The sequence below is a fragment of the Mycolicibacterium agri genome (genome assembly GCF_002553505.1).
GTDB classification, from domain to species: domain Bacteria; phylum Actinomycetota; class Actinomycetes; order Mycobacteriales; family Mycobacteriaceae; genus Mycobacterium; species Mycobacterium agri.
On record NZ_PDCP01000003.1, the window covers coordinates 187,627 to 208,678 of the forward strand.

The following is a 21,052-nucleotide window of genomic DNA, read 5'->3' on the forward strand; positions in this document are numbered from 1 at the left end:
GAGACGTCATGGTCTCGGCGCGCGCGGGATGACCTTGCCCGCGACGGTGCCGCCGTCGACGGGAAGCACGGTGCCGGTGACGTACCGCGATCGGTCGGTGGCGAAGTACAGCGCCGCCTCGGCGACGTCCTCCATCGTGCCCTCGCGCTTCAACGGTCGGTCGTTGCGCATCTGCTCGCGGATCTTGTTTTCGAACTCTTCGAGCTTCTTGAGGTCCTCGCCCGACGCGGACTTGCGCACGATCGCGGTGCGAATGTTGCCGGGCGCAATCGCGTTGACGCGAATCTCATAGTGCGCCAACTCGATAGCCGCCGACTTCGTGAATTGAATGACGGCCGCCTTGGAGGCGCGGTAGGTCATGACGCCGCCGCCGGCCTGAATGCCGCCGATCGATGTCAGGTTGATGATCGAGCCGCCGCCGTGGTCGCGCATGTGGCGGGCGGCGTCACGGGTGCCCGCCATCACCGCGCGCACATTGGTCCGCATGACCCGGTCGAAGTCTGCGAGGTCGTCGTCGAGGAAGCGGCGGTGCATGGCGCCCGAGATGCCGGCGTTGTTGACCATCACGTGCAGGCCGCCGAACCGCTTGACGGCCGTCGACACCAAACCGCTGACCTGCTCCATGTCTGCGACGTCGGCCTCGACGAAGTGCGCGGTGACACCGATGTCGGCGGCCAGCGCAGCGCCGGCGTCACGGTCGATGTCGCCGATCAGCACCTTGGCGCCCTCGGCGGCGAACCGTCGCGCCAGGCCTTCGCCCAACCCCGACGCACCGCCCGTGACGACGGCGACCTTGCCCTCCAGTTCGTTGCTCACTTAAGCACTCACCTCGTCGAGAAACGCCAACAGCAGCTCGTTGACGGCGTCGGGTTGTTCGATCTGGGGGCAGTGGCCGGCCTGCTCGATCACCGCCGAGCGGCCTTTCGGAATCTGCGCGGCGATCTCGGCGGCCCATCCGTCGGGCAACAGCTTGTCGCACGCGCCTTCCACCACCAGCGTCGGCACCTCGATGCGTTCGTAGGTGCGCTTGCTCGACGGCAGCGGCGGCGCCTCCAGGCCGGGGCGGCGAAATCTAGCCGCCGCCAACGCCTCCCATGCACCGGGCGCGATGCTGGACTCGTAGCGGCGTTGCACGTAGGCCTCGTCGTTCGGGTATGCCGGATCGTGGAACAGGGCCTCGACGATACGCCGCATCCCCGCCAATGTGGCGTCGTAGTCGTACAGCGCGGCGGAGTGCTCGTTGCGCTGGATTTCGCCGCCGCCGCAGATCATTACGAGGCTGCGAGCGGGCAGCAGCGGCGATTCCGACGTGGCGTCGACGAACAGGTTCACCGCGCCCATCGAGTTGCCGACGAAATGCGCGGACTCGATCCCCAGCGTTTCGCAGAACCGCGCGATGTGTCGGATACGCATCCCGCGGCCGTCGTTGAAGTCGATGACCTTGGCCGACTGCCCGAAGCCGAGCATGTCGAGTGCGAGCACCCGGTATCGCGACGCGAGCGCGGCGATGTTGCGCTCCCAACCGATCTGCGCGCTGACACCGAATTCACCGCCGTGCAGCAGAACGACCGGATCGCCCTCACCCGCTTCGAGGTAACCCGTGACGAGCCCGTCGACCGACAGCGTCTTGGACGCGGGCTCGGTCACGCCGTTTCCCACGCGGCACGGGCGAAGGTCAGCACCTGGGTGGCCAGCATGTCGAGCTGGTTGCGCACGGAGTCGTCAACCAATTCCCCGTCGGCGCCCCAGATCCTGTCCGCGGAGTTGATCGCCACACCGAGCGGGGTCGGCCACGCTCGCAGCGCGTGACCGATGCTGCGCAACTGTCCGAGCGTGCCGACGGCGGCCTGCCATCCGTAGGCACAGCTGATGCAACCCCACGGTGTGTTGTCGAGATACACGCGTGGGCTGTCACGGAGGTCCTCGATGTAGTCCAGCGCGTTCTTCACCAATCCCGACACCGCGCCGTGGTAGCCGGGTGAGCCGACGACGACGGCGTCGGCCTCGCGCAGCGCGCCGACCAGTTCGAGGGCCCGCGGTGTGCGCTCCAACTCATGCGGCGCATACATCGGCAGGTCGAGGTCTTCGGCGGCGAACAATCTGGTCCGCCCGCCCTGGCGTTCGACCGATGCCAGGCAGTAGCGCAGCGCCCGTTCGGTCGACGAGTTGGCCCTCAGCGTTCCGCCGAGGCCGACGACGAGCGGCGCAGGTCCGGTGGTTGTGCTAGCGGTCATCCTTGACACCTATTTGATTGCAATGGGATTCACTGGCGATCCGACAGCGCCGGTGATCCGCAGGGGTGGTGCTATCAGCTGGAACTCGTACACACCGTCGGCCGCGCAGTCTGCGGCCAGCGCGCTGAGGTCCCAGTACTCGCCGAGCATCATGCCCATGTCACGCAGGCACAGCATGTGCATGGGCAGGATCGCGTCGTCGACCGCCGACACCGGGTTCTCCACCATGAGGTTGTCGGCCGCGACGGCGGCGACCTCGTGGTCGTGCAGCCACGACGCGCAGGTCCAGTCCAGCCCCGCGCCGGGCTCGGCACCGTCGCCGGTTTCGAGAAATCGCGCCCACCAACCGGTTCGCACCAGCACGATGTCGCCGCGCTGCACGGTGACGCCTTGTTTGCGCGCGGCCTCGTCGAGTTCGCCCGGTGTGATCGGGTCGCCGAGTTCGCAGAACGTCTCCACACCACGCAGGCGCACGATGTCGAGCAAAACGCCACGCGATGTGATGCCCTTGACGTCCACCTTGTCGATGCCGCAGTGGAATGCGCCGAGGCTGGTGACCGACGTGGCCGGAAACCCGTTGTACAGCTTGTCCTCGTAGTACACGTGGGACAGCGCGTCCCACTGTGTGGCGGCCTGCAGCGGCATGATGATCATGTCGTCGTTGAACCGCATCGGGCCGCTCTCCGAATAGCCGCTGAGCTGAACGGCGGTCGGGTTCTTCAGCCATTTGGGCCCGAATTCGCGCAGCGCCTCGGCGTCACCGCCGTCGATCGTCATCACGTGGGTGGGGTTCTGCCGGTATTGGAACGCGCCCTGTGGCCCCGACGACCCGAAGTCCACTCCGAGCGGGAACACCTTGCCGTGCTTGACGAGGCTGGCCGCTTGCTGCACCTTCTCGGCAGTGATGAAGTTCAACGTGCCGAGCTCGTCGTCGTCGCCCCACCTGCCCCAGTTGCAGACGTCGTTGGCAGTACGCCGAAAATCGGTCATGCTAGCCATGTTTCGCCCCTCTTTCGACGTGGCGGGCATCGGCGATGTCGCCGAATACACGCTCTGCGACCGAGCCGCCGTCCACCCAGATGACCTGGCCGGTGATGTATTTGGCCGCCGCGCTGTTGAGGAAGACAAGCACGCTGGCCTGCTCGTCGGGCTCGGCGGCACGACCCAGAGGCGTCTTGAACGAGTCGAGGAACTCCTGCCCGTACGCGCTGCGCAGCTGGTCGAGGATCGGGGTGTCGGTGACACCCGGTGCGGTGCAGTTGATCCGGATTCCCTTCGCTCCGAGTGTGGTGACATTCGCCATCCCGTAGAGGATGATGGCCTCCTTCGACAGCCGGTAGCCACCGCCGTCGGCCACCGGCTCCGGATTGCTTCGACACCATTCGATGCCCTCGGCCATGTCGGCGGTGTCCAGCAGGCCCGCGGTCACGGTGGCGTTGGCCAAGTACGCCGACGCGGCCAGCGATGACACGTTGGCAATCGCCGACCCCGGCGGCATCGCCGGAATCAGTGCTTCGGTCAGATGCCGTGTGCCGAGGAAGTTGATCGTGACGACGCGCAGCGGATCACGAATCCCCGACGACACACCCGCGATGTTGAACAGCGCGTCGATCGGGCCGTCGATCGCGGCCACGGCCCGGTCGATGGACGCCGGGTCGGACAGGTCGACTTCGTGAAAGTCCTTGAGCTGCAGCGTGGGTGGGCGCAGGTCCAGGCCGACGACCTCGGCGCCCAACTCGGTGAGCTGGCGCGCCACTTCCGCGCCGATGCCCGAACCGCAGCCCGTGACGACGGCGCGGCGGCCGTCGTAACGCCAGAGGTCGTCGATCTGTCCCATGCCTACCGCTCACCGAACCTATTTCTTGCTCTGAGCGTCCGCTGAGGTCTTTGTGCTCCTCGCGTCCGCTGATCTATTTTTTGCTCCTCGCGTCCGCTGAAGGATTCCTGCTGTCCCATCCCTCCCCCGACTTCAACTTGGCCGCCGCCGCTTCGATGCCCGCGTTCATCTCCTCCATCGCGAGCGACACCTCGTTGGCGGTGTAGTTCTCACGGCCGGTGGGCAGCCCACCGAAGGCGTAGGTCTCGTCGAACTCGGGCGCCGTCGACGCGGGCCTGCGCGCCTCGACCTGTTCGAGCACCGGTTCGAGCCGTTTGGCCTTCTCGGCGGCGGCCTTCTCGTGGCGTTCGATGAATTCGGGCAGCACCTCCTTGCCCATCAGCTCGATGGACTCCATGGTCTCCTCGTGCCTGCGCGGCGTGAGCAGCAGGATCAACTCGTCGACACCGCTTTCCTCGTATCCGCGAAGGAATTTGCGAACGGTTTCGGGGCTGCCGATCGGTCCGCGGTCGGGGCCGTAGATGATGCTCGGATCCTTCTCGATCTCCTCGAGATGGCGCTTCCAGACACCTGTGCGTCCCGGAGTGTGCATACCGGTCATGTAGTAGTGCATGATGCCGAACGCGAAGAAGCCGCCGCCCTTGCCGAGCCGCTCGATGGCCTGCTCGTCGGTGGGCGCCACCATCATCGACAGGTCGCCGCCGATGGCGAGGATGTTGGGGTTCACCTGCGGCGTCACGGGCACGGCGCTCTCTTCGAACTCCTTGTAGTAGCCGTTGACCCGCTCGGCCAGCGGGCCGGGGCCCGTGTAGGCAAAACTCAATGCGCCGAGGCCCTTTTGCGCCGCCATGGACACCGAGGCCGGCCTGGTGCACGCCACCCACACCGGCGGATGCGGCTTCTGGAACGGCTTGGGGATCACGTTGCGCGGCGGCATCTCGATGTGTTCGCCCTTGAAGCCGGTGAACGGCTCCTCGATCATGCAGCGGATCGCCACCTCAAGCGCTTCCTCCCACATCCTGCGCTTGTCGGCGGGGTCGATGCCGAAGCCACCCAGCTCGCCCACCGACGAAGACTCGCCGGTGCCGAACTCGACGCGGCCGTTGGAGATCAGGTCGAGCGTCGACACCCGCTCGGCCACGCGCGCCGGATGGTTGACCGCGGGCGGCAGATGCATGATGCCGAACCCGAGCCGAATGTCCTTGGTGCGCTGGCTGGCTGCGGACAGGAAGATCTCCGGCGCCGTCGAGTGGCAGTACTCCTCGAGGAAGTGGTGCTCGGTCAGCCACACCGTCGAGAAGCCGGCCTTGTCGGCGGCCTCCACCTCGTCGAGGCCGTGCTGGAAAAGCTTGTGCTCGTCGTCGTCACTCCACGGCCGCGGCAGCGGAAACTCGTAGAACAGCGAGATCTTCATCTGGTTACCTTTCGATGTGAATCGAGTGTCGAATCGGTGCTATCGCCACCGGCGCCTGGCAGCTGGTCTTCGATGTGCTTGGCGGCCACATAGCCGAAGGTCATCGCCGGGCCGATGGTCGCGCCCGCACCGGCATAGCTGCGCCCCATCACCGCGGCCGAGGTGTTGCCGACGGCGTAGAGCCCCTTGATGACGCTGTCGTCGCTGCGCAGAACGCGGGCGAACTCATCGGTGCGCAAGCCACCCGATGTGCCCAGGTCGCCGAGGATGATCTGGAACGCGTAGTACGGCGGCTTACCCAACGGGTGCAGGTTGGGGTTCGGCAGCGTCGGGTCGCCGTAGTAGTTGTCGTACTTCGAGTCGCCGCGGTTGAAGTCGTCGTCGTGACCCTTGCGCGCCAGCTCGTTGAAACGGTCGGCCGTCCGCCGCAACTGGGCCGGCGGCACACCGATCTTGGTCGCGAGCTCCTCGAAGCTGTTGGCTTCGGCCACCACCCCCGACTCGAGCCATGCCTTCGGCACCTTCCATCCGGTGGGCACCGGGGCGAACGGCACCTTCGGAATCGGCAGATGCCCGGCCACCACGTACCGGTGGAAGGACCGGATGTCGGTGATCAGCCAGCACGGGATGTGGGTGACACCGGACTTCTGGCCCTCGATCATGGCGTGAGCGAAATCCATATAGGGCGCCGCCTCATTGATGAACCGCTTGCCGTCGCCGTTGACGACGAACTGGGCGGGCATCATCCGCTCGTTGAGCATGAACTGCAGGCGCCCGTCGGGCCAGCAGATCGCGGGAAACCACCACGCCTCGTCGAGCAGATCGGTCGAGCCGCCGACCTTCTCCCCCGCGCGGATGCCGTCTCCCATCGACGCCGGATTGCCGAAACTCCAATCCTTTTCGAGCGCCGGCAGATGTTGGCGGCGCCACTCCATGTCGTGCTCGAACCCGCCCGACGCCAGGATGACACCTCCGCGGGACTCGATGCGCAGCGGCTGGCCGTCGCGTTCCACCACGGCGCCGACGACAGCGCCCTCGACGTCGGTGATGAGTTCCGTCATCGGCGAGTTGAGCCACAGCGCGATGTCGCGTTCCTTCATGGCCAGCCGCAGCCGAGCGGCCAGCGACTGTCCGATCGCGGCCATCCGGTCGCCGAACACCCGTGCCCGGAACATCCGCCAGATCAGCTTCAGCAGAACCGCTTTGCCGCGCCAGTTCTGCCGCACCTGGTAGAACAGGCGCAGATCCTTGGGTGCGAACCAGATTCCGCGCGGCGCCAGCGCCAGCGGCTGCAACAGGTTCTGCTCCTCGTCGCCGAGCTTGCGCAGGTCGATCGCGGGCACGTTGATCGTGCTGCCGAGGGGCGATCCACCGGGCAGTTCCGGGTAGTAGTCGGCGTAGCCGGGCTTCCAGACGAACTCCAGCCAGCGGCTTCGTCCTTCCAGGAACTCCATCATCTTCGGCGCCGAATCGACGTATTGCCGTAGCCGCTCGTCGCTGACCAGGCCGTCGGTGATCGTCTTCAGGTACGTGAAGACGCCGTCGGGGTCGGGTATATAGCCCTCTCTGCGCTGCGACGGCGCGCCGGGCACCCAGATGCCGCCGCCGGACAGCGCGGTCGAACCGCCGAAGCGCGCCGACTTCTCGACCACGAGCGCATCGAGGCCCGCGGCCTGGGCGGTCAGCGCGGCGGTCATGCCGCCACCGCCGGAGCCGACGATGAGGACGTCGACCGTCTTGTCGAATCCGTTTGACGTCATGATGCCGGCACCGCCGTCCTGACGGCGAATCCGGCGATCAGCTCCGGAGCCGCGCGGTAGAACCGGTTCTCCGTCTGATACGCGCCCTGCGCGGCCATCGCTGCGAAGGCGGCGATCCAGGTACGCACTTCGTGCGCCGAGTTGCCCGCCTCATGCGCCATCCACGACGGAGACCAGCCGTCGACATCGGAAAGATGGCCGCTGTCAACGATTTGCAGGAAGCGGTCGTCCCATTCCGGGTTCAGTGGCTGCAACGTGCTCTCCCCGTGCGCGAAGTTCTCCGCCGCCTCGATGACGGCGACCTGACGTGCCTGGCGCTGCTCGTCGGACATCGGCTCGCCGAGCACGATCCGATCGAGCGCGGCAACTGGCGCGGTCTTCAGGGTCGGAACCGGAGGGTCATGCGAGAGACCGCCCGAGCCGATCACGAGGACGCGCTTGTCCAGTGTCTTCAGGAAATTGCCGACAGCGGTGCCCAGCGCCCGTGACCGTCGCACCGGCCCAAGCGGTGTGGCGACCGAATTGATGAAGATCGGGATGACCGGACGCGATGCGGCGTCGCCGAACAGCGTCTGCAGCGGCTGCACGGTGCCGTGGTCGACCTCCATGCTCGCCGAGATCGCGGCGTCGACGTCGGCGGCCAGCACCGCCTCGGCGAGCTCGGTGGCGATGTCCTCCGGCACGTCGAGGGGCCCGGCCTGGGTGCCGTAGTCGCCTACGCCGGTCGCCTTCGTGCTGATGCAGAACGGCGGCATCATGCGGTAGAAGACGCCGTTGTAGTGGTCCGGTGAGAAGATGACGACGAGCTCAGGGTCGAAGGCGCGCACGAAGTTTCGTGCGTCGGCGAGGGCGGCGTTGATCTCGTCAAGGAGATCCTGCGACGGTCCCGGAAGATTCAGCAGTGGGCTGTGAGACATACAGCAGAGATTCACTGGCACCGTTCCCTCCTTCCCAAGTCAGATGAAGAACCTTGAACAGTGATGCGCTGAGTTCGGCGGCCCGTTGCGCGATGCAGGCGCCTGCTATGCATCGGTCAGGGCGGAGGAACAGCACCGAGTCAGTGTGGGTGTCGAACCAGGCTTTGAGGGCGCCGGTGCGGTCACCGACAATGACGACGTCGGGGTCGTCGTAGCCGCGCCAGTGCAGTTGCGTCATCGGCCGCACCGCAACGAAGGTGGTGCCCAAGGCCTTCCAGCGGGCAAACACTTCGTCGCCGAGCAGAGCGCAGGGGTTGTTGCTCCAGCACAGCACCGAGAAGCCGGGCCCGAGGATGTCGTCGAGCAGAACGTTCTGCCGGTCGCGGGTGTCGACGCGCGGTTGGATGAACAGCGTTCCCGTCGGCGACGACGCCGACCGCGGCTCCCCGTGGTACACGGCTCCCTGCTCGTAGCGCGGCATCGGTTTGAAGCGCATCTCGAGCACGTATCTCTTCAGCGCGGGCACCACCGACGCGGCGTGGATGACCTTGTCTCGCAGCGTCGCCACGCGCCTGTTCGTCGGCGAGATCACCCGCCCGACCATGGTTGACAAGTCGATCATCGCCCGCGCGTGCTTGCGCCGTTCGATGTCGTAGGTATCCAGCAGCGCATCGTCGGCCTGTCCTTTCACCACCGCGGCGAGCTTCCAGCCGAGGTTCGCCGCGTCGCGGATGCCGCTGTTGTAGCCCTGCCCCTGCCAGACCGGCATCAGGTGGGCGGCGTCACCGGCGATCATCAGGCGTCCCTTCCGGAATGCGCCTGCGATGCGCGAGTGATGGGTGTACACCCGGTGCCGGATGATGTCGACGCGCTCGGGGTCGGGCACCATCTGGGCGAGCATGCGCCGCACGAATGCGGGACTGTCGGCTTCCTCGTCGGACTCGTGGCCGTGAATCATGAACTCGAAGCGGCGGATACCGTGCGCGATCGAAATCGAGACATACGGTCGCCTCGGATCGGCGCCCACTTCGCTGTTCGGGTGCCCGAGCGGGTCGTTCGCGCAGTCGACGACGAGCCAGCGGGTCGAGGAGGTGGTGCCGTCGAACGACACGCCCATGAGGTGCCGGGTGGCGCTGCGGCCGCCGTCGCAGCCGACGACGTAGCGGGTGGCGACTGGGGTGCGACGGTCGGCGAACGTCACGGTGACGCCGTCGGCGGTTTCGGCGCAGTTCTCCATCCGGTGGCCCCACCGGACTTCGACGTGGTCGAATCGGTCGAGTCCCGCCAGCAATTCGGCGTCGACCATCGGCTGGACGAAACCGTTGCGCTTCGGCCATCCGAATCGGGCGTCCGGCGGCGCCATCTCGGCCAGCAGCTTTCGGTTCGCGTCGAAGAACCGCAGGATCTGGTTGGGCACGGTGTGGGGCAGAATCTGCTCGACCAGTCCGATCGACTGGAATGTGCGCAGCGCCTCGTCGTCAAGCCCGACACCGCGCGGGTAGTCGATCAGGCTGTCCCGTTCGTCGACGACCAACGTCCGAACACCCTGCAGTCCAAGGATGTTCGCGAGAGTGAGCCCCACTGGTCCGGCCCCGACGATCACGATGTCGGGACTCGCGCCGGTATGTCCGTCGGTGTTCTGCGTCATGGTCACCGCCCCAGCAGAAAGTCCACGTGCAGCCGGTTGAAGGTCTTCGGGTCCTCGTACTGCGGCCAGTGACCGCAACCGGGCATCACCTCGAACCGCGCGCCGGGGATCATCGATGCGATCCGCCTGCCCTCGTCGACGTCGGCGGTGGGGTCGTCGCTGGTCCACACCACCAGCGTCGGCGCCTTGATCACACCGTATTCGTTGGGCCCGAGCAGGTTTCGCCCCCGGATCTCGGGATCCTGCAGCGCCATGATGTCGCGCATGGCGGCGATGAAACCCGGTTGCCGGTAGATGCGCTGCCTGCTGGCGACGATGTCGTCGTAGCCCTTTGTCTTGTCGGCCATCAACCATTTGATCCTGGCCTGCACCGTTTCCCATGTCGGTGCTTCGACCGCGGCCATGGACAGCGTAATGATCCGCTTCATCACCTCGGGGTCGGCCTGCGACCCGCCTGCGGTGTTGAGCACAAGCCGATCGACGCGGTCGGGATGGTCGATGGCGGCGCGTGAAACCACCCAGCCGCCCAGCGACTCGCCGCTCAGGTGTGCCCGCTCGGCGCCGATGGCGTCGAGGAAGTCCATCAGGTGCGAGACGTAGTGGCTGATCTCCAACGGGTGACCGGGCTTGTCTGTGTAACCGTGCCCGAGCATGTCGATCGCCCAGGTGGAGAAGTGTTCGGCGTGCGCCTCGAGGTTGCGGACGTAGGCCTCGGCATGGCCGCCGGAGCCGTGCAGCAGCACCAGAGTCGGACTGCTCGGGTCACCGGCGTGCAGGTAGCGGGTGCGGACACCGCCGGCGTCGAGATAGCCCTGTGAGAACGCCACGCCCTGCAGGTCGCTCCACACGCTTTCGTGCTCCGGCACCCGTCACCCTCTCTTGCCGACGAGAATCAAATTCTCGTGATTTGTAAGCACTCTGCTCATTTATCGCACATCTGCGTGCACTATAGTCAGAGCATCACTCTCAGCAATCGGTCTGTCAAGGAGGGCGCCATGCCGAGGGCCAGCGCCGCAGCCGGGCCGAACGGCGCGCCCGGCTCGCAGACCTTGGCGCGGGGCCTGGCCGCCCTTCAGCTGGTCGCCGCGTCCCCGAATGGCCTGACCGCACAGCAGGTCGCCGACGACATCGGTGTGCACCGCACCATCGCGTATCGGTTGCTCACGACACTCGCGCAGTACCGCTTCGTGGCCAAGGGTGAGGACGGCCGTTATCGGTCGGCGTCTGCGCTCGCGGTGCTCGGCGCGTCGTTCGACAACAACGTGCGGCAGCTGAGCCTGCCGACGCTGCGCGGTTTGGCCGACGAGCTCGGCGCCACGGTGTCTCTGCTCGTCGCCGAGGGCGATCAACAGGTCGCGATCGCGGTGATCGTGCCGACGAACGTCTACTACCAACTCTCGTTCCACGAAGGCAGCCGCTACCCGCTCGATCGCGGTGCCGCCGGGATCGCGCTGCTGGCCAGCATGCCGCCGCGACCGGGTGAGCGGGACCTGGTGCCGAAAACGCGCCAGCAGGGCTGGGTGATCACCCACGGCGAGGTGGAACCGAACACCTACGGCCTTGCCGTGCCGGTCCGACGCAGCCCGCCGTCGCCGCCGACGTGCATCAATCTCATCTCTCACCGCGAGGACGTCGTCATTCGCGGCAAAGACGCAGTCATCAAGGCGGCCAAGGAATTGTCCGAGATCCTCGCATGAGGATCGGCACGGAAAGGGGTGAGCAACGGGTGACGGATTGGCACAACGAAGTCGACGTCGTCGTGCTGGGCAGTGGCGGCGCCGGCCTGACGGCCGCCCTGGCCGCGGCGGCCAACGGCGCATCGGTCGCGGTGTACGAGAAGGCCGCAACCGTCGGCGGGACGACGGCGGTGTCCGGCGGCATCGTCTGGATCCCCGCACACAACCGCTCGCCCGACGGCGAACTCACCGAGGCCGACGCGCTGCGCTACCTCGAGGCGCAATCGCTGGGCGTGATGGATCGCGAACTTGTCGAGACGTTCGTGCGCACCGGCCCGAAGATGCTCGACTTCGTCGAGGAACACAGCGAGCTGCGGTTCGAAATCGCCGAGGGCTTCCCGGATTACAAGCCCGAACTGCCGGGCGGACGACCCACTGGTGGGCGCTCGCTGAACGCCAAACCGTTCGACCTGGCCCGCCTCGGCGACTGGAAGGACCGGATCACATCGTTTCCCGCCGACTTCAGCAACGTCGGCATCGACGCCGAGACGCGGGCACGCATCCATGCTTCGGTGGACGATCGAGACGGCGACTACTGCGTCGCGGGCGCCGCGCTGATCGCCGGTCTGCTCAAGGGCCTGCTGGACCGCGGCGTCACACCGCAGACCAACGCCAGAGCCGCTGAGTTGATCGCTGAAGACGGCGCCATCGCCGGTGTGCGAATCCAGCAGGACGGCAAGGACGTTCGCGTTCGCGCCCGCGCCGGCGTGGTGCTCGGCACCGGCGGCTTCGAATGGGACAAGGCGCTGGTCGAGGCGTTTCTGCGCGGGCCCATGCGCGGGCCTGTCTCGCCGCCCAACAACACCGGCGACGGGCTGCGGATGGCGATGGCGCATGGCGCCGACCTGGCGAACATGGGTGAAGCCTGGTGGGTGCCGGTCATTCAGATTCCCGGCGACACGTTCGAAGGAAAACCACGCAGTCGCAGCGTGCGCCTGGAGCGCACGCGTCCGAGAAGCATCATCGTGAACCGCCACGGCAAGCGATTCCTCAACGAGGCAGGCGAATACAACTCGATGGCAGGCCCGTTCCACCAGCTCGACCCGCGGTACGGCTACATCAACGACCCGGCGTGGATTGTCTTCGACTCCCAGCACCTCAAGCGGTACGGCTTCTTGGGAGTCGAACCCGACGGACCCGTGCCGCAATGGTTCTGCCAGTCGAAGGATCTGGCCGAACTGAGCGAGAAGACCGGCATCGACGCCGAAGGTCTGGCGCGCACGCTGCAATCGTGGAACGAGAACGTCGCCCACGAGCGCGATCCCGATTTCGGCCGCGGCTCAAGCGCTTACGACGGCTACTGGGGCGACACCACCGCGCCGACGACCGCGGGCAAGACTCTGGGCCCCATCGACACTCCCCCGTACTACGCGGTCCCGGTGACGGTGGGCGCGATGGGCACCAAGGGCGGGCCGCGCACCGACCGCGACGGCCACGTCATGCATGTCACCGGCAGGCCGATACCGGGGCTGTACGCCGCGGGCAACGCGATGGCGGGCGCGACGGGCAAGGCCTACGGTGGTGCCGGCGGAACCATCGGCCCGGCAATGGTTTTCGGCTACCGGGCCGGCTACGCCGCGGCCACGGGCAGATCGGTCCCCTAGCCGGCGGCACCAGATCGACTCGTTGCCTAGACCGCGCGCACCGGCACGTTGGCCCAACCGCACACGTTCGTCATGTGCACCCTCTTCAACCCGGATCGGTCGATCTCGTAGCGAGGAATCAGGTCGAGCAGCGTGTTCAGCGCGAGCCGACCCTCCATCCGCGCCAGCGCAGCGCCCAGGCAGCTGTGGATGCCGTAGCCGAAGTTGAGGTTGTAGCCGACCTTGCGCTCGCGGTCGATGTCGAACCGGTCCGGGTCGGGGAAGAACCGTTCGTCGCGGCTGGCGGCGCCGTTGATGAGCAGCACTGGATCGCCCTCGGGAATCGTGGTGCCGTGCAGTGTGATATCCCGTGTAGTGGTGCGGATCTGGTACTGCGACGGTCCCTCGTAGCGCAGCAGTTCCTCGAACGCCGCCGGGATCTTGCTGCGGTCGTCCAGCAGTTTCTGCCACTGGTCGGGGTTGTCGGCGAACACCACGACGGCGTTGCCGACGAGCTTGGTCACCGTCTCCGCACCGGCGCCGCCGAGCATGGTGCAGAACCCGGTGATCTCGATGTCGTCGAGCCGTCTGGCCTCTCCGTCTTCGACGACTTCGGCCTCGATGAGCCGGCTGATCATGTCGTCCTGCGGTTTCTTGCGGCGCTCCTGAATGAGCTCGTAGTAGTAGGCGGCCGATTTCATCACCGCCTCCATGCCTTCGGGCGTGGTGCTCATCGAGCCGGGTTCGCGCTCCAGGCTGGTGTCGAGCCACAGCCGCAGCTGCTGGCGGTCCTGCGCGGGCACCCCCAGCATGGACGTGATGATCTCCACCGGGAACAGGGCGGCGAAGTCGGCGACCGCATCGAACGACGGATCGAGTTGGCTCACATAGCGATCGATGGTTGCCTGCACCATCGACTCCAGTGAGGCGACGGCACGCGGCGTGAATACGCGGTTGACCAGCTTGCGCATCCGCTCGTGCTCCGGCGGATCCAGGCTGATGATGATCTTGACGCCGACTGGCTGCGAGTCCTTGGCCTTGACCTGGTCGAGTGTGACGCCTTTCGCCGACGAGAACGTCTCGTGATCCCTGATGGCCGCCGCCACGTCCTCGTAGCGGGTGAGCGCCCAGAAGTCGTATTTCTCGTTGTAATACACCGGTGCCTCGTCGCGCATCCGGCGATAGGTCTCGTACGGGGCGTCGAAGAAGTCAACCGAGAACGGATCGAAGACCACCGGGCCGTCCGAAACAGTTGAACTCGAAACACTCACAGCTGAACTCCGTTCGGTTGTCGCTTTCTCCACGTCATGGCTCCACGGTGATGGCGAACAGCTGTTCTGCCGCCGTGTAGGGATCGGACCGGCCGTCGGAGACCGCCTCAGCCAAGCGATCGAGGTCGGTGTGGCTGCGCAGACGGGTCTGCGCCAGTGACAGGATCTGCGCGCGCGCCCGCGCCTTGCGCCGCTCCGGGCTGTCGGCGCGGTGATGCGTCTCGATGGCGTCCACCAGTTCGGGAATGCCTTCGCCTTGTGCGGCGACGAGTTTCAGGATGGGGGCCTTCGTTTCGGCCCGCAGGTCGCGCACGGTCTGATCGGCGCCTTCGCGGTCGGCCTTGTTGACGACGACGATGTCGGCGACTTCCAGCAGACCTGCCTTCGCCGCCTGAATCGCGTCTCCCGCACCGGGATTGAGGATGACGACGGTCGGGTCCGCGAGCGCGACGACCTCGACTTCGGATTGGCCGACGCCGACGGTCTCGGCCACGATCAGGTCGTAGGACAGCGCGGCGAGCAGCCGAGTCGCCGCCGGTACCGCCGCGGCAAGACCGCCGAGATGACCGCGCGTGGCCACCGAGCGGATCAGCACATCGGGGTCGTTGATGTGGGCGGCCATCCGGATGCGGTCGCCCAGCAGCGCGCCGCCGCTGTAGGGCGACGACGGATCGACAGCCAGCACGGCCACCCGCATGCCGCGGTTGCGGTACGCCCCGACCAGCGCCGCCACCGTCGTCGACTTCCCCGCTCCCGGCGGGCCTGTCAGCCCGACAACGCGCGGCGGTGTCGTCGCGCCGAGCGCTTCGAGCACCTCGTCGCGCCGCGAACTCTCGACCAAGCTCAGCAGCCGCCCGGCTGCCCGCGTGGACCCGTTGCGGGCCGCGGTGATGAGCTCGTCGATGGTCATTGTGGCCCTATGGCGCCGGCACTTCGATCACTGTCGCCGAGCCCATCCCCCCTCCGGCGCACATCGCTGCAACGCCGATACCTCCTCCGCGCCTTCGCAGTTCGTGCACCAGGGTGACGAGCATGCGGGCTCCCGTCGCCGCCACCGGATGGCCGAGCGAGCAGCCGCTGCCGCTGACGTTGACGATGTCAGGGTCGATGTCGAGCAGCTTGATGGTGGCGACACACATCGAGGCGAAGGCCTCGTTGATCTCGAAGAGGTCCACGTCGGACAGCGAAAGCCGGGCGCGGCCAAGGGCTTTGGGTATGGCCTCGACGGGCGCCAGCCCGGTCGAGGCGGGGTCGACGCCGACGCTCGCCCATGCCTTGATGGCGCCGAGCGCGGGCAGCCCGAGCCGGTCGCTGGCGATGCCGAGCAGTGCGGCGCCGTCGTTGGCGCCGCACGCGTTGCCCGCGGTGATCGAGAAGCCCTCGATCTCGGGATGCAGTGGCTTGAGCGCAGCCAGCTTCTCGATGCTGGTGTCGCGGCGCGGATGCTCGTCGACCTCGAACAGCCCGTGGGGCGTTTCGATGGGCACGATTTCTTCTTTGAAGCGCCCCTCGTCGATGGCCTGGATCGCCTTGCGGTGTGAGCCCAACGCCCACTCGTCCATCTCCTGGCGGCTGACACCGGCCTTGACCGCGGCGTTCCACCCGACGGTGATCGACATGTCCATGTTGGGTGCGTCGGGCCGGTCGGGATGCGTGGGCGGGAACCAGTCGACCCACTCGGCGTCCTTTTCGCTGCTGGCCCTGCGCTTGAACCGCGGCGAGGTCGACGCCGAATTCACCCCGCCGGCCAGCACCAGCTGGTCCATGCCCGCGCGCACGCTGGCCGCGGCGCTCTGCACGGCGGCCTGGCCCGCGGCGCAGTGCCGGTTCTGGGCCAGCCCGGGCACCGAGGTCAGCCCCGCGGTGATCGCGGCGTGCCGAGCGACCACGCCGCCGCCGTAGAGGCCTTCGCCGAGGACGATGTCGTCGATCCCGCTTCTGCCGAGTTCAGCGACCGTGCTGCCGACCATGTGGTCGGCGAGTTGATAGGCGTCGGTGTCGCGCAGCGTGCCCTTCATCGCGGTCCCGATCGGCGTGCGCAGTGCGGACACGATGACGGCTTCTGGCATGAGGTGACTCCGTTTCATCCGGCGTGAGAATGCTATTCTCTCCGATTGAGAGTGCCAGTTGCAAGAAGGGGAACCATATGCAAATCGCCGGTAGCTCCGCGATCGTGGTCGGCGGCGCGGGTGGCCTCGGTGAGGCGACCGTGCGCCGGCTGCACGGCGCCGGGGCCAAGGTCGTCGTGGCCGACCTAGCCGACGACAAGGGCAAGGAACTGGAGAGCGAACTCGGTGTGCGGTACGTGCGCACCGACGCCACCTCGGAGGAATCCGTCAACGCGGCGATTGAGCAGGCAGCGGCACTGGCTCCGCTGCGGATCTCGGTCGACACCCACGGCGGCCCGGCAAGCGGCGGCAGGCTCGTCGGCAAGGACGGATCGCCTCTTGACCTCGACGGGTTCAGGAAGACGATCGAGTTCTACCTGACCGCGGTGTTCAACGTGATGCGGTTGGCGGCCGCCGCGATCGCGAAATCGGAACCGTTGGAAGAGGGCGGCAGGGGCGCGATCGTCAACACCGCGTCCATCGCCGGTTTCGAAGGCCAGATCGGTCAGCTCCCCTACTCCGCGGCCAAGGGTGGCGTGCTGGGCATGACACTGGTTGCGGCGCGCGACCTGTCCCCGCTGGGCATCCGCGTCAACACGATCGCGCCCGGCACGATCAACACGCCTGCCTACGGGAAGGCCGCCGACCAGCTCGAGCAGTACTGGGGGCCGCAGGTGCCGTTCCCCAAGCGCATGGGTCGCTCAGCCGAGTACGCGCAATTGGCGCAGAGCATCATCGAGAACGACTACCTCAACGGCGAGATCATTCGCCTCGACGGAGCGCTGCGCTTCCCACCGAAGTGACGCGGTGCGGCGACTTCCCTCGGCGAGCGTGCGTGTCTGCAGGCGACACGCCGGTCAAATCCCGGAGTTCACGCACGCTCGCCGGCCGCGGAGCTTTCAGATCGCCTCGAACGGCTCACCGTCGAGCGCAGTCGACTCGCGCCCGTCCGGCCCCTTCGGCACGTCGCCGACCAGCGTCACCCGGTACAGTCGGCGGTCGTGGTCGACTGTCAGGTCGGTCGGCGCGAGGTGCACAGTGGATCGGTTGTCCCAGAACGCGATACTGCCCGGCTCCCACTTGAGTCGCACCGTGTATTCGGGCCGCACCAATTCGTCGTAGAACACGTCGAGCAGTCGCCGGCTCTCATGCGGTGAGACGCCGACGATGTGCGTCGTGAAGCCGGGGTTGACGTACAACGCCTTCTCACCCGTCTCGGGGTGGACCCTGACGACAGGGTGTTCGGTGACCAAGGGGCGGCGGTTCACCCGACGCTGATAGTCCTCGGTTGCGGTGGTTCCCTCCGGCGGCGAGAACCGGTGCACCGCACGCAGTTTGTCGGCGAGGCGCTGCAGCGGCGCCGAGAGCCCCTCGTAGGCGGCGACGGTGTTGGACCACTGGGTATCTCCACCGTAGGGCGGGATCACCTCGGCCCGCAGGATCGACGCGGCGGGTGGATTCACCGCCGCCGTCACGTCGGCATGCCAGTGCGGCTTGTCGAAACCGCGGCTGCTGCCGTAGCGGGCCTTGAACCGGTCGCGGAAGATCGGGTAGATCGTCGGATAGTTCGGGTCTGGAATGGAGTCGAACAGCGGGTGCGCCGGCGTGGGCGCCCCGAAGGCCGACGCGAAACGCAGATGGTCGTCATGGTCGATGAACTGGTCGCGGAAGAACACGACCTTCCATTTCAGCAGGGCCGCACGGATTTCCGCGATCTGCTGACCGTGGAGCGGTTTAGTCAGGTCGACGCCGTGAATCTCGGCGCCCGTCCAGCCCGACTGCGGCCGCACGTCGATCGCTTGCGCTACTTGGGTCATGCTGACAGATCCCCTCTTTCGTCAGGTGTTGATGGGCTTGGGTGTCACGCCGTCGAGTTCGTTTTGCGCTATGACGATGTCGTTGAATCGGTCGTCGACATACGGCTTGAGGTCGACATGCGTCTTGGTGGTTCCGGTGTCGTACAACCCGTCGGCCACCCGCTGGAACAAAGCGGTCGACGCGTCGTCGATCGGGTAATAGGTCGCCAGACCGTCCTGCTCGTAGAGCGACTTGCCTTGGTCGAGGGTGATGCCCTGCTCTTTGACGTAGTACTCGTTGATCCACACGTCGACGTGTGAGTCCTTCCAGTTGTTGGCGGCGATCGCCCGCCCCAGGTAATCCCCGATGGCGGCCACCTTGGCCGGGTTGTCGAGAATGTCCCGGCGCACGATCAGCGTCTGGATTCCGGTGTTGATGCCCGTCCCGTCGCCGAGAACCGGCGGTTCCCCGAGTTGGTAGTACTGGTTGCCCAGCACGATGGCTGCATCGACGGCACCGGCCGCGAACGTCGGGACCACCTCTGCCCCAGCGAGTTCCACGGGTGATACATCGGTTTGCAGATCCAGCCCGTGCTTCTTGAGCAGTGCGGCGGTGATCATGTGGCGTCCCGAGCCTGGCGGATAGGCGACGCGCTTGCCGCGCAGATCCTCGATCTTGGTGATGCCGCTGTCGGGCTTGGCGACTAGGAAGTACCCGCCGCTGGTGCCCGGATTGGCCTGCAGCCCGATGGTGACCAGATCGGTGACGCCGCTGTCGACGGCGATCGGCACCGGCGCTTCACCGACCGAGCCGATGTCGGCAGCGCCCGAACGAAGCGCCTCGATCACCGCTGCGCCACCGCTGAAGTCGGCGAACTCGACGCTGTACGGTGCGTCCTTGCCAGCGTTGGAGAGGTTCCACGGCAACGACTGGGTGTCGTTCTGCTCCGCGACGACGAGTGTGGTGCCTGCGGGTACGTCCGACTTGGTGGCGATCTCCACCGAATCGATCGCTTCACCGGCTTCGTCGTCGGGCAGTCCGCAGCCAGCGGAGACCAGGGTGAGAGCCAGCAATGGAATTGCCTGCAATGCAGCGAATTTCAACTTGGCACGCGAGAACATGGTTATTCCTTGGCTAGGTGCCCTGCGGCACGGTTCAGAGCTGGACTTCTTCGGCGACGCCGAGTTCGGCGAGCAGTCGGCGCCGCAGCGACGCGAACTCGTGCGAATCCCTCACCCTTGGGACCGGAACGTCGACATTCACGTCGAGTGAGATGGCGCCGTCTGTCAATACGATCACCCGGTCGGCCAGCAGGATCGCCTCGTCGACGTCGTGCGTGACCAGAAGGACCGCCGGCGTGTGCCGTCGACACAGCGCGATCAGCAGGGCGTGCATCTTGATCCGCGTCAGCGCGTCGAGAGCGCCGAACGGCTCGTCGAGCAACAGCAATTCGGGCTCTCGCACCAGCGCGCGGGCCAACGCGACGCGCTGCGCCTCTCCGCCGGACAATGTGCGCGGCCAGACCTTGGCCTTGTCGGCGAGGTTCACCTCGGCAAGCGCAACCCGGGCCTGCTCCCGCACCGCCGCGGTCGCAGGCAGCCCGATGGTGACGTTGGTCAGGACACGCTGCCATGGCAACAACCGCGGATCCTGAAAGACGATCGCGCGTCGCTCAGGGACTCGTAGCTCGCCTTCGAAGTCGGGGTCGAGGGCGCCCAGAGCCCGCAGGAAGGTGCTCTTGCCCGAACCGCTGCGCCCCAGTAACGCGACGAACTCGCCGGACCGGATATCGAGGTCAAGGCCGTCGAGAACGACGTTGTCGCCGAAGCGCTTCCGGATGCCGCAGGCGGCGACGACGGTCTCGGCGGCAATCTCAGTCACCGTCATAGGCCCGCCTCCACGTCAGCAGCCGCGCCTCCAGGAAGCGCACGATGAGGATCGAGGTCAGCCCGAGAATCGCGTACACCGCGATCAGCACGAAGACGACGTCGATCTGGAAGTACTCGCGAGCATCGGTCATCATCCGGCCGAGCCCCTTCTTCGCGTTGATGGTCTCGGCGAAGATCAGCGACAGCCACGATGCGGTCAGCGCCAACCGCAGTCCCACCAGGAACCCGGGAAGCGACCCGGGAATGATGACGCGATAGATCAGTTCGCCCCGTCCGGCGCCGCATGATCGTGCCGCCTCGACAAGTCCGGCGTCGACGCTGCGGATCGCGCTGAACGTGTTGATGTAGATCGCGACGGCCACCGCCAGGGTGATCAGGGTGATCTTGGGTACCTCACTGATGCCGAACCAGACGATGAGCAGCGGCACCAGCGCGAAGTTCGGAACTGCCCGCAGCACTTCCATGTTCGCGTCGACGAAGTTCTCGCCGACGCGGGACAGGCCCGCGATGAGCGCCAGGCTCAGGCCGAGTGCGATCCCGAAGGCGATGCCGTAACCGACCCGCATCAGGCTGGTGATGAGATGCTCCTGCAGCGACCCCTCGGCGATCAACTGGATGCCTGCCTTGACGACGCGTGTCGGTGGCGGCACCGTTCGTTCGTCGAAAATGCCTGTTGTCGACAGTACTTGCCACAACGCGACCAGCAGTATCGGACCGAGCATCCGCTGAACCGGACGTGGTATCACCTGACGACGTTGGCTCTTGCCGATGACCGCGCGCGGGTCGACCAGCGCGCGGCCCTTCGTCTCGGCTGCCGGCTCCGTGCTCACCCGCGGGCGGGAGAGGACAGTAGCCATG

Annotated in this window: 20 protein-coding genes; 3 read left to right on the plus strand and 17 right to left on the minus strand. The window is 66.6% G+C overall.

The features are described 5' to 3' along the window. Positions 1 to 6: 6 nt before the first annotated feature. The 10 genes from CQY20_RS03175 to CQY20_RS03220 form a co-directional block, all read right to left on the minus strand. Positions 7 to 816 (minus strand): SDR family NAD(P)-dependent oxidoreductase, encoded by an 810-nt coding sequence (locus CQY20_RS03175; RefSeq protein WP_097938195.1) that lies wholly within the window; start codon positions 814 to 816, stop codon positions 7 to 9. Continuing rightward, a complete protein-coding gene (locus tag CQY20_RS03180) occupies positions 817 to 1,647 on the minus strand; it encodes an alpha/beta fold hydrolase (protein WP_097938243.1) in 831 nt (276 codons plus the stop codon). It lies immediately after the preceding gene. After that, the gene (locus CQY20_RS03185; protein WP_097938196.1) at positions 1,644 to 2,234 is read right to left on the minus strand and encodes an NADPH-dependent FMN reductase; all 591 of its coding nucleotides are present in this window, start codon (positions 2,232 to 2,234) and stop codon (positions 1,644 to 1,646) included. Before CQY20_RS03185 ends, CQY20_RS03180 begins: the two co-directional genes overlap by 4 nt. Before the next feature lie 9 nt (positions 2,235 to 2,243). Continuing rightward, a complete protein-coding gene (locus CQY20_RS03190) occupies positions 2,244 to 3,233 on the minus strand; it encodes a cyclase family protein (protein ID WP_163700685.1) in 990 nt (329 codons plus the stop codon). Beyond that, a complete protein-coding gene (locus CQY20_RS03195) occupies positions 3,226 to 4,071 on the minus strand; it encodes a coniferyl-alcohol dehydrogenase (protein ID WP_097938198.1) in 846 nt (281 codons plus the stop codon). The genes CQY20_RS03190 and CQY20_RS03195 overlap by 8 nt, the downstream gene beginning before the upstream one ends. 73 nt (positions 4,072 to 4,144) lie before the next feature. After that, on the minus strand, positions 4,145 to 5,485 hold the full coding sequence (locus tag CQY20_RS03200) for an LLM class flavin-dependent oxidoreductase (protein ID WP_097938199.1): 1,341 nt from the start codon (positions 5,483 to 5,485) through the stop codon (positions 4,145 to 4,147). Further along, positions 5,482 to 7,245 (minus strand): FAD-binding protein, encoded by a 1,764-nt coding sequence (locus CQY20_RS03205; protein WP_097938200.1) that lies wholly within the window; start codon positions 7,243 to 7,245, stop codon positions 5,482 to 5,484. The genes CQY20_RS03200 and CQY20_RS03205 overlap by 4 nt, the downstream gene beginning before the upstream one ends. Beyond that, complete coding sequence (locus CQY20_RS03210; RefSeq protein WP_097938201.1) at positions 7,242 to 8,162, minus strand: 3-carboxyethylcatechol 2,3-dioxygenase; 921 nt, start codon at positions 8,160 to 8,162, stop codon at positions 7,242 to 7,244. Before CQY20_RS03210 ends, CQY20_RS03205 begins: the two co-directional genes overlap by 4 nt. Further along, positions 8,110 to 9,810, minus strand: coding sequence for a bifunctional 3-(3-hydroxy-phenyl)propionate/3-hydroxycinnamic acid hydroxylase (locus CQY20_RS03215; protein ID WP_097938244.1), 1,701 nt, complete (start codon positions 9,808 to 9,810; stop codon positions 8,110 to 8,112). Before CQY20_RS03215 ends, CQY20_RS03210 begins: the two co-directional genes overlap by 53 nt. A gap of 2 nt (positions 9,811 to 9,812) precedes the next feature. Then, positions 9,813 to 10,676: an alpha/beta fold hydrolase gene (locus CQY20_RS03220; protein ID WP_097938202.1), complete on the minus strand. Its 864-nt coding sequence runs from the start codon at positions 10,674 to 10,676 to the stop codon at positions 9,813 to 9,815. Between the two features lie 129 nt (positions 10,677 to 10,805). Between CQY20_RS03220 and CQY20_RS03225 the strand changes: the two genes are divergently transcribed. Beyond that, positions 10,806 to 11,507 (plus strand): IclR family transcriptional regulator, encoded by a 702-nt coding sequence (locus tag CQY20_RS03225; protein ID WP_097938203.1) that lies wholly within the window; start codon positions 10,806 to 10,808, stop codon positions 11,505 to 11,507. Continuing rightward, positions 11,504 to 13,150, plus strand: a complete 1,647-nt coding sequence (locus tag CQY20_RS03230; protein ID WP_420093240.1) for an FAD-dependent oxidoreductase — start codon at positions 11,504 to 11,506, stop codon at positions 13,148 to 13,150. The genes CQY20_RS03225 and CQY20_RS03230 overlap by 4 nt, the downstream gene beginning before the upstream one ends. Before the next feature lie 26 nt (positions 13,151 to 13,176). Here CQY20_RS03230 and CQY20_RS03235 read toward each other — a convergent pair whose 3' ends face one another. The 3 genes from CQY20_RS03235 to CQY20_RS03245 are packed head-to-tail and all read right to left on the minus strand — an operon-like array spanning position 13,177 to position 16,469. Further along, positions 13,177 to 14,400 (minus strand): cytochrome P450, encoded by a 1,224-nt coding sequence (locus tag CQY20_RS03235; RefSeq protein WP_234816073.1) that lies wholly within the window; start codon positions 14,398 to 14,400, stop codon positions 13,177 to 13,179. A 34-nt stretch (positions 14,401 to 14,434) separates the two neighbouring features. After that, positions 14,435 to 15,310, minus strand: a complete 876-nt coding sequence (gene meaB, locus CQY20_RS03240; protein ID WP_097938205.1) for a methylmalonyl Co-A mutase-associated GTPase MeaB — start codon at positions 15,308 to 15,310, stop codon at positions 14,435 to 14,437. Positions 15,311 to 15,317: 7 nt separating this feature from the next. Then, the gene (locus tag CQY20_RS03245) at positions 15,318 to 16,469 is read right to left on the minus strand and encodes a thiolase family protein (protein WP_097938206.1); all 1,152 of its coding nucleotides are present in this window, start codon (positions 16,467 to 16,469) and stop codon (positions 15,318 to 15,320) included. A 77-nt stretch (positions 16,470 to 16,546) separates the two neighbouring features. Here CQY20_RS03245 and CQY20_RS03250 point away from each other — a divergent pair, with 77 nt between their 5' ends. Next, positions 16,547 to 17,311, plus strand: coding sequence for an SDR family NAD(P)-dependent oxidoreductase (locus CQY20_RS03250; RefSeq protein WP_097938207.1), 765 nt, complete (start codon positions 16,547 to 16,549; stop codon positions 17,309 to 17,311). A 96-nt stretch (positions 17,312 to 17,407) separates the two neighbouring features. On the opposite strand, the gene CQY20_RS03255 is transcribed toward CQY20_RS03250, so the two are convergent. Genes CQY20_RS03255 through CQY20_RS03270 form a run of 4 tightly spaced genes read right to left on the minus strand, consistent with a single transcriptional unit; the run spans position 17,408 to position 21,051 of the window. Further along, positions 17,408 to 18,325: a TauD/TfdA dioxygenase family protein gene (locus tag CQY20_RS03255; protein WP_097938208.1), complete on the minus strand. Its 918-nt coding sequence runs from the start codon at positions 18,323 to 18,325 to the stop codon at positions 17,408 to 17,410. A gap of 21 nt (positions 18,326 to 18,346) precedes the next feature. Further along, complete coding sequence (locus CQY20_RS03260) at positions 18,347 to 19,426, minus strand: PhnD/SsuA/transferrin family substrate-binding protein (protein WP_234816074.1); 1,080 nt, start codon at positions 19,424 to 19,426, stop codon at positions 18,347 to 18,349. Between the two features lie 34 nt (positions 19,427 to 19,460). Further along, entirely contained in the window at positions 19,461 to 20,192 is a 732-nt protein-coding gene (locus tag CQY20_RS03265) for an ABC transporter ATP-binding protein (protein ID WP_097938209.1), read from the minus strand. Beyond that, a complete protein-coding gene (locus tag CQY20_RS03270; RefSeq protein ID WP_097938210.1) occupies positions 20,179 to 21,051 on the minus strand; it encodes an ABC transporter permease in 873 nt (290 codons plus the stop codon). Before CQY20_RS03270 ends, CQY20_RS03265 begins: the two co-directional genes overlap by 14 nt. Position 21,052 lies beyond the last annotated feature (1 nt).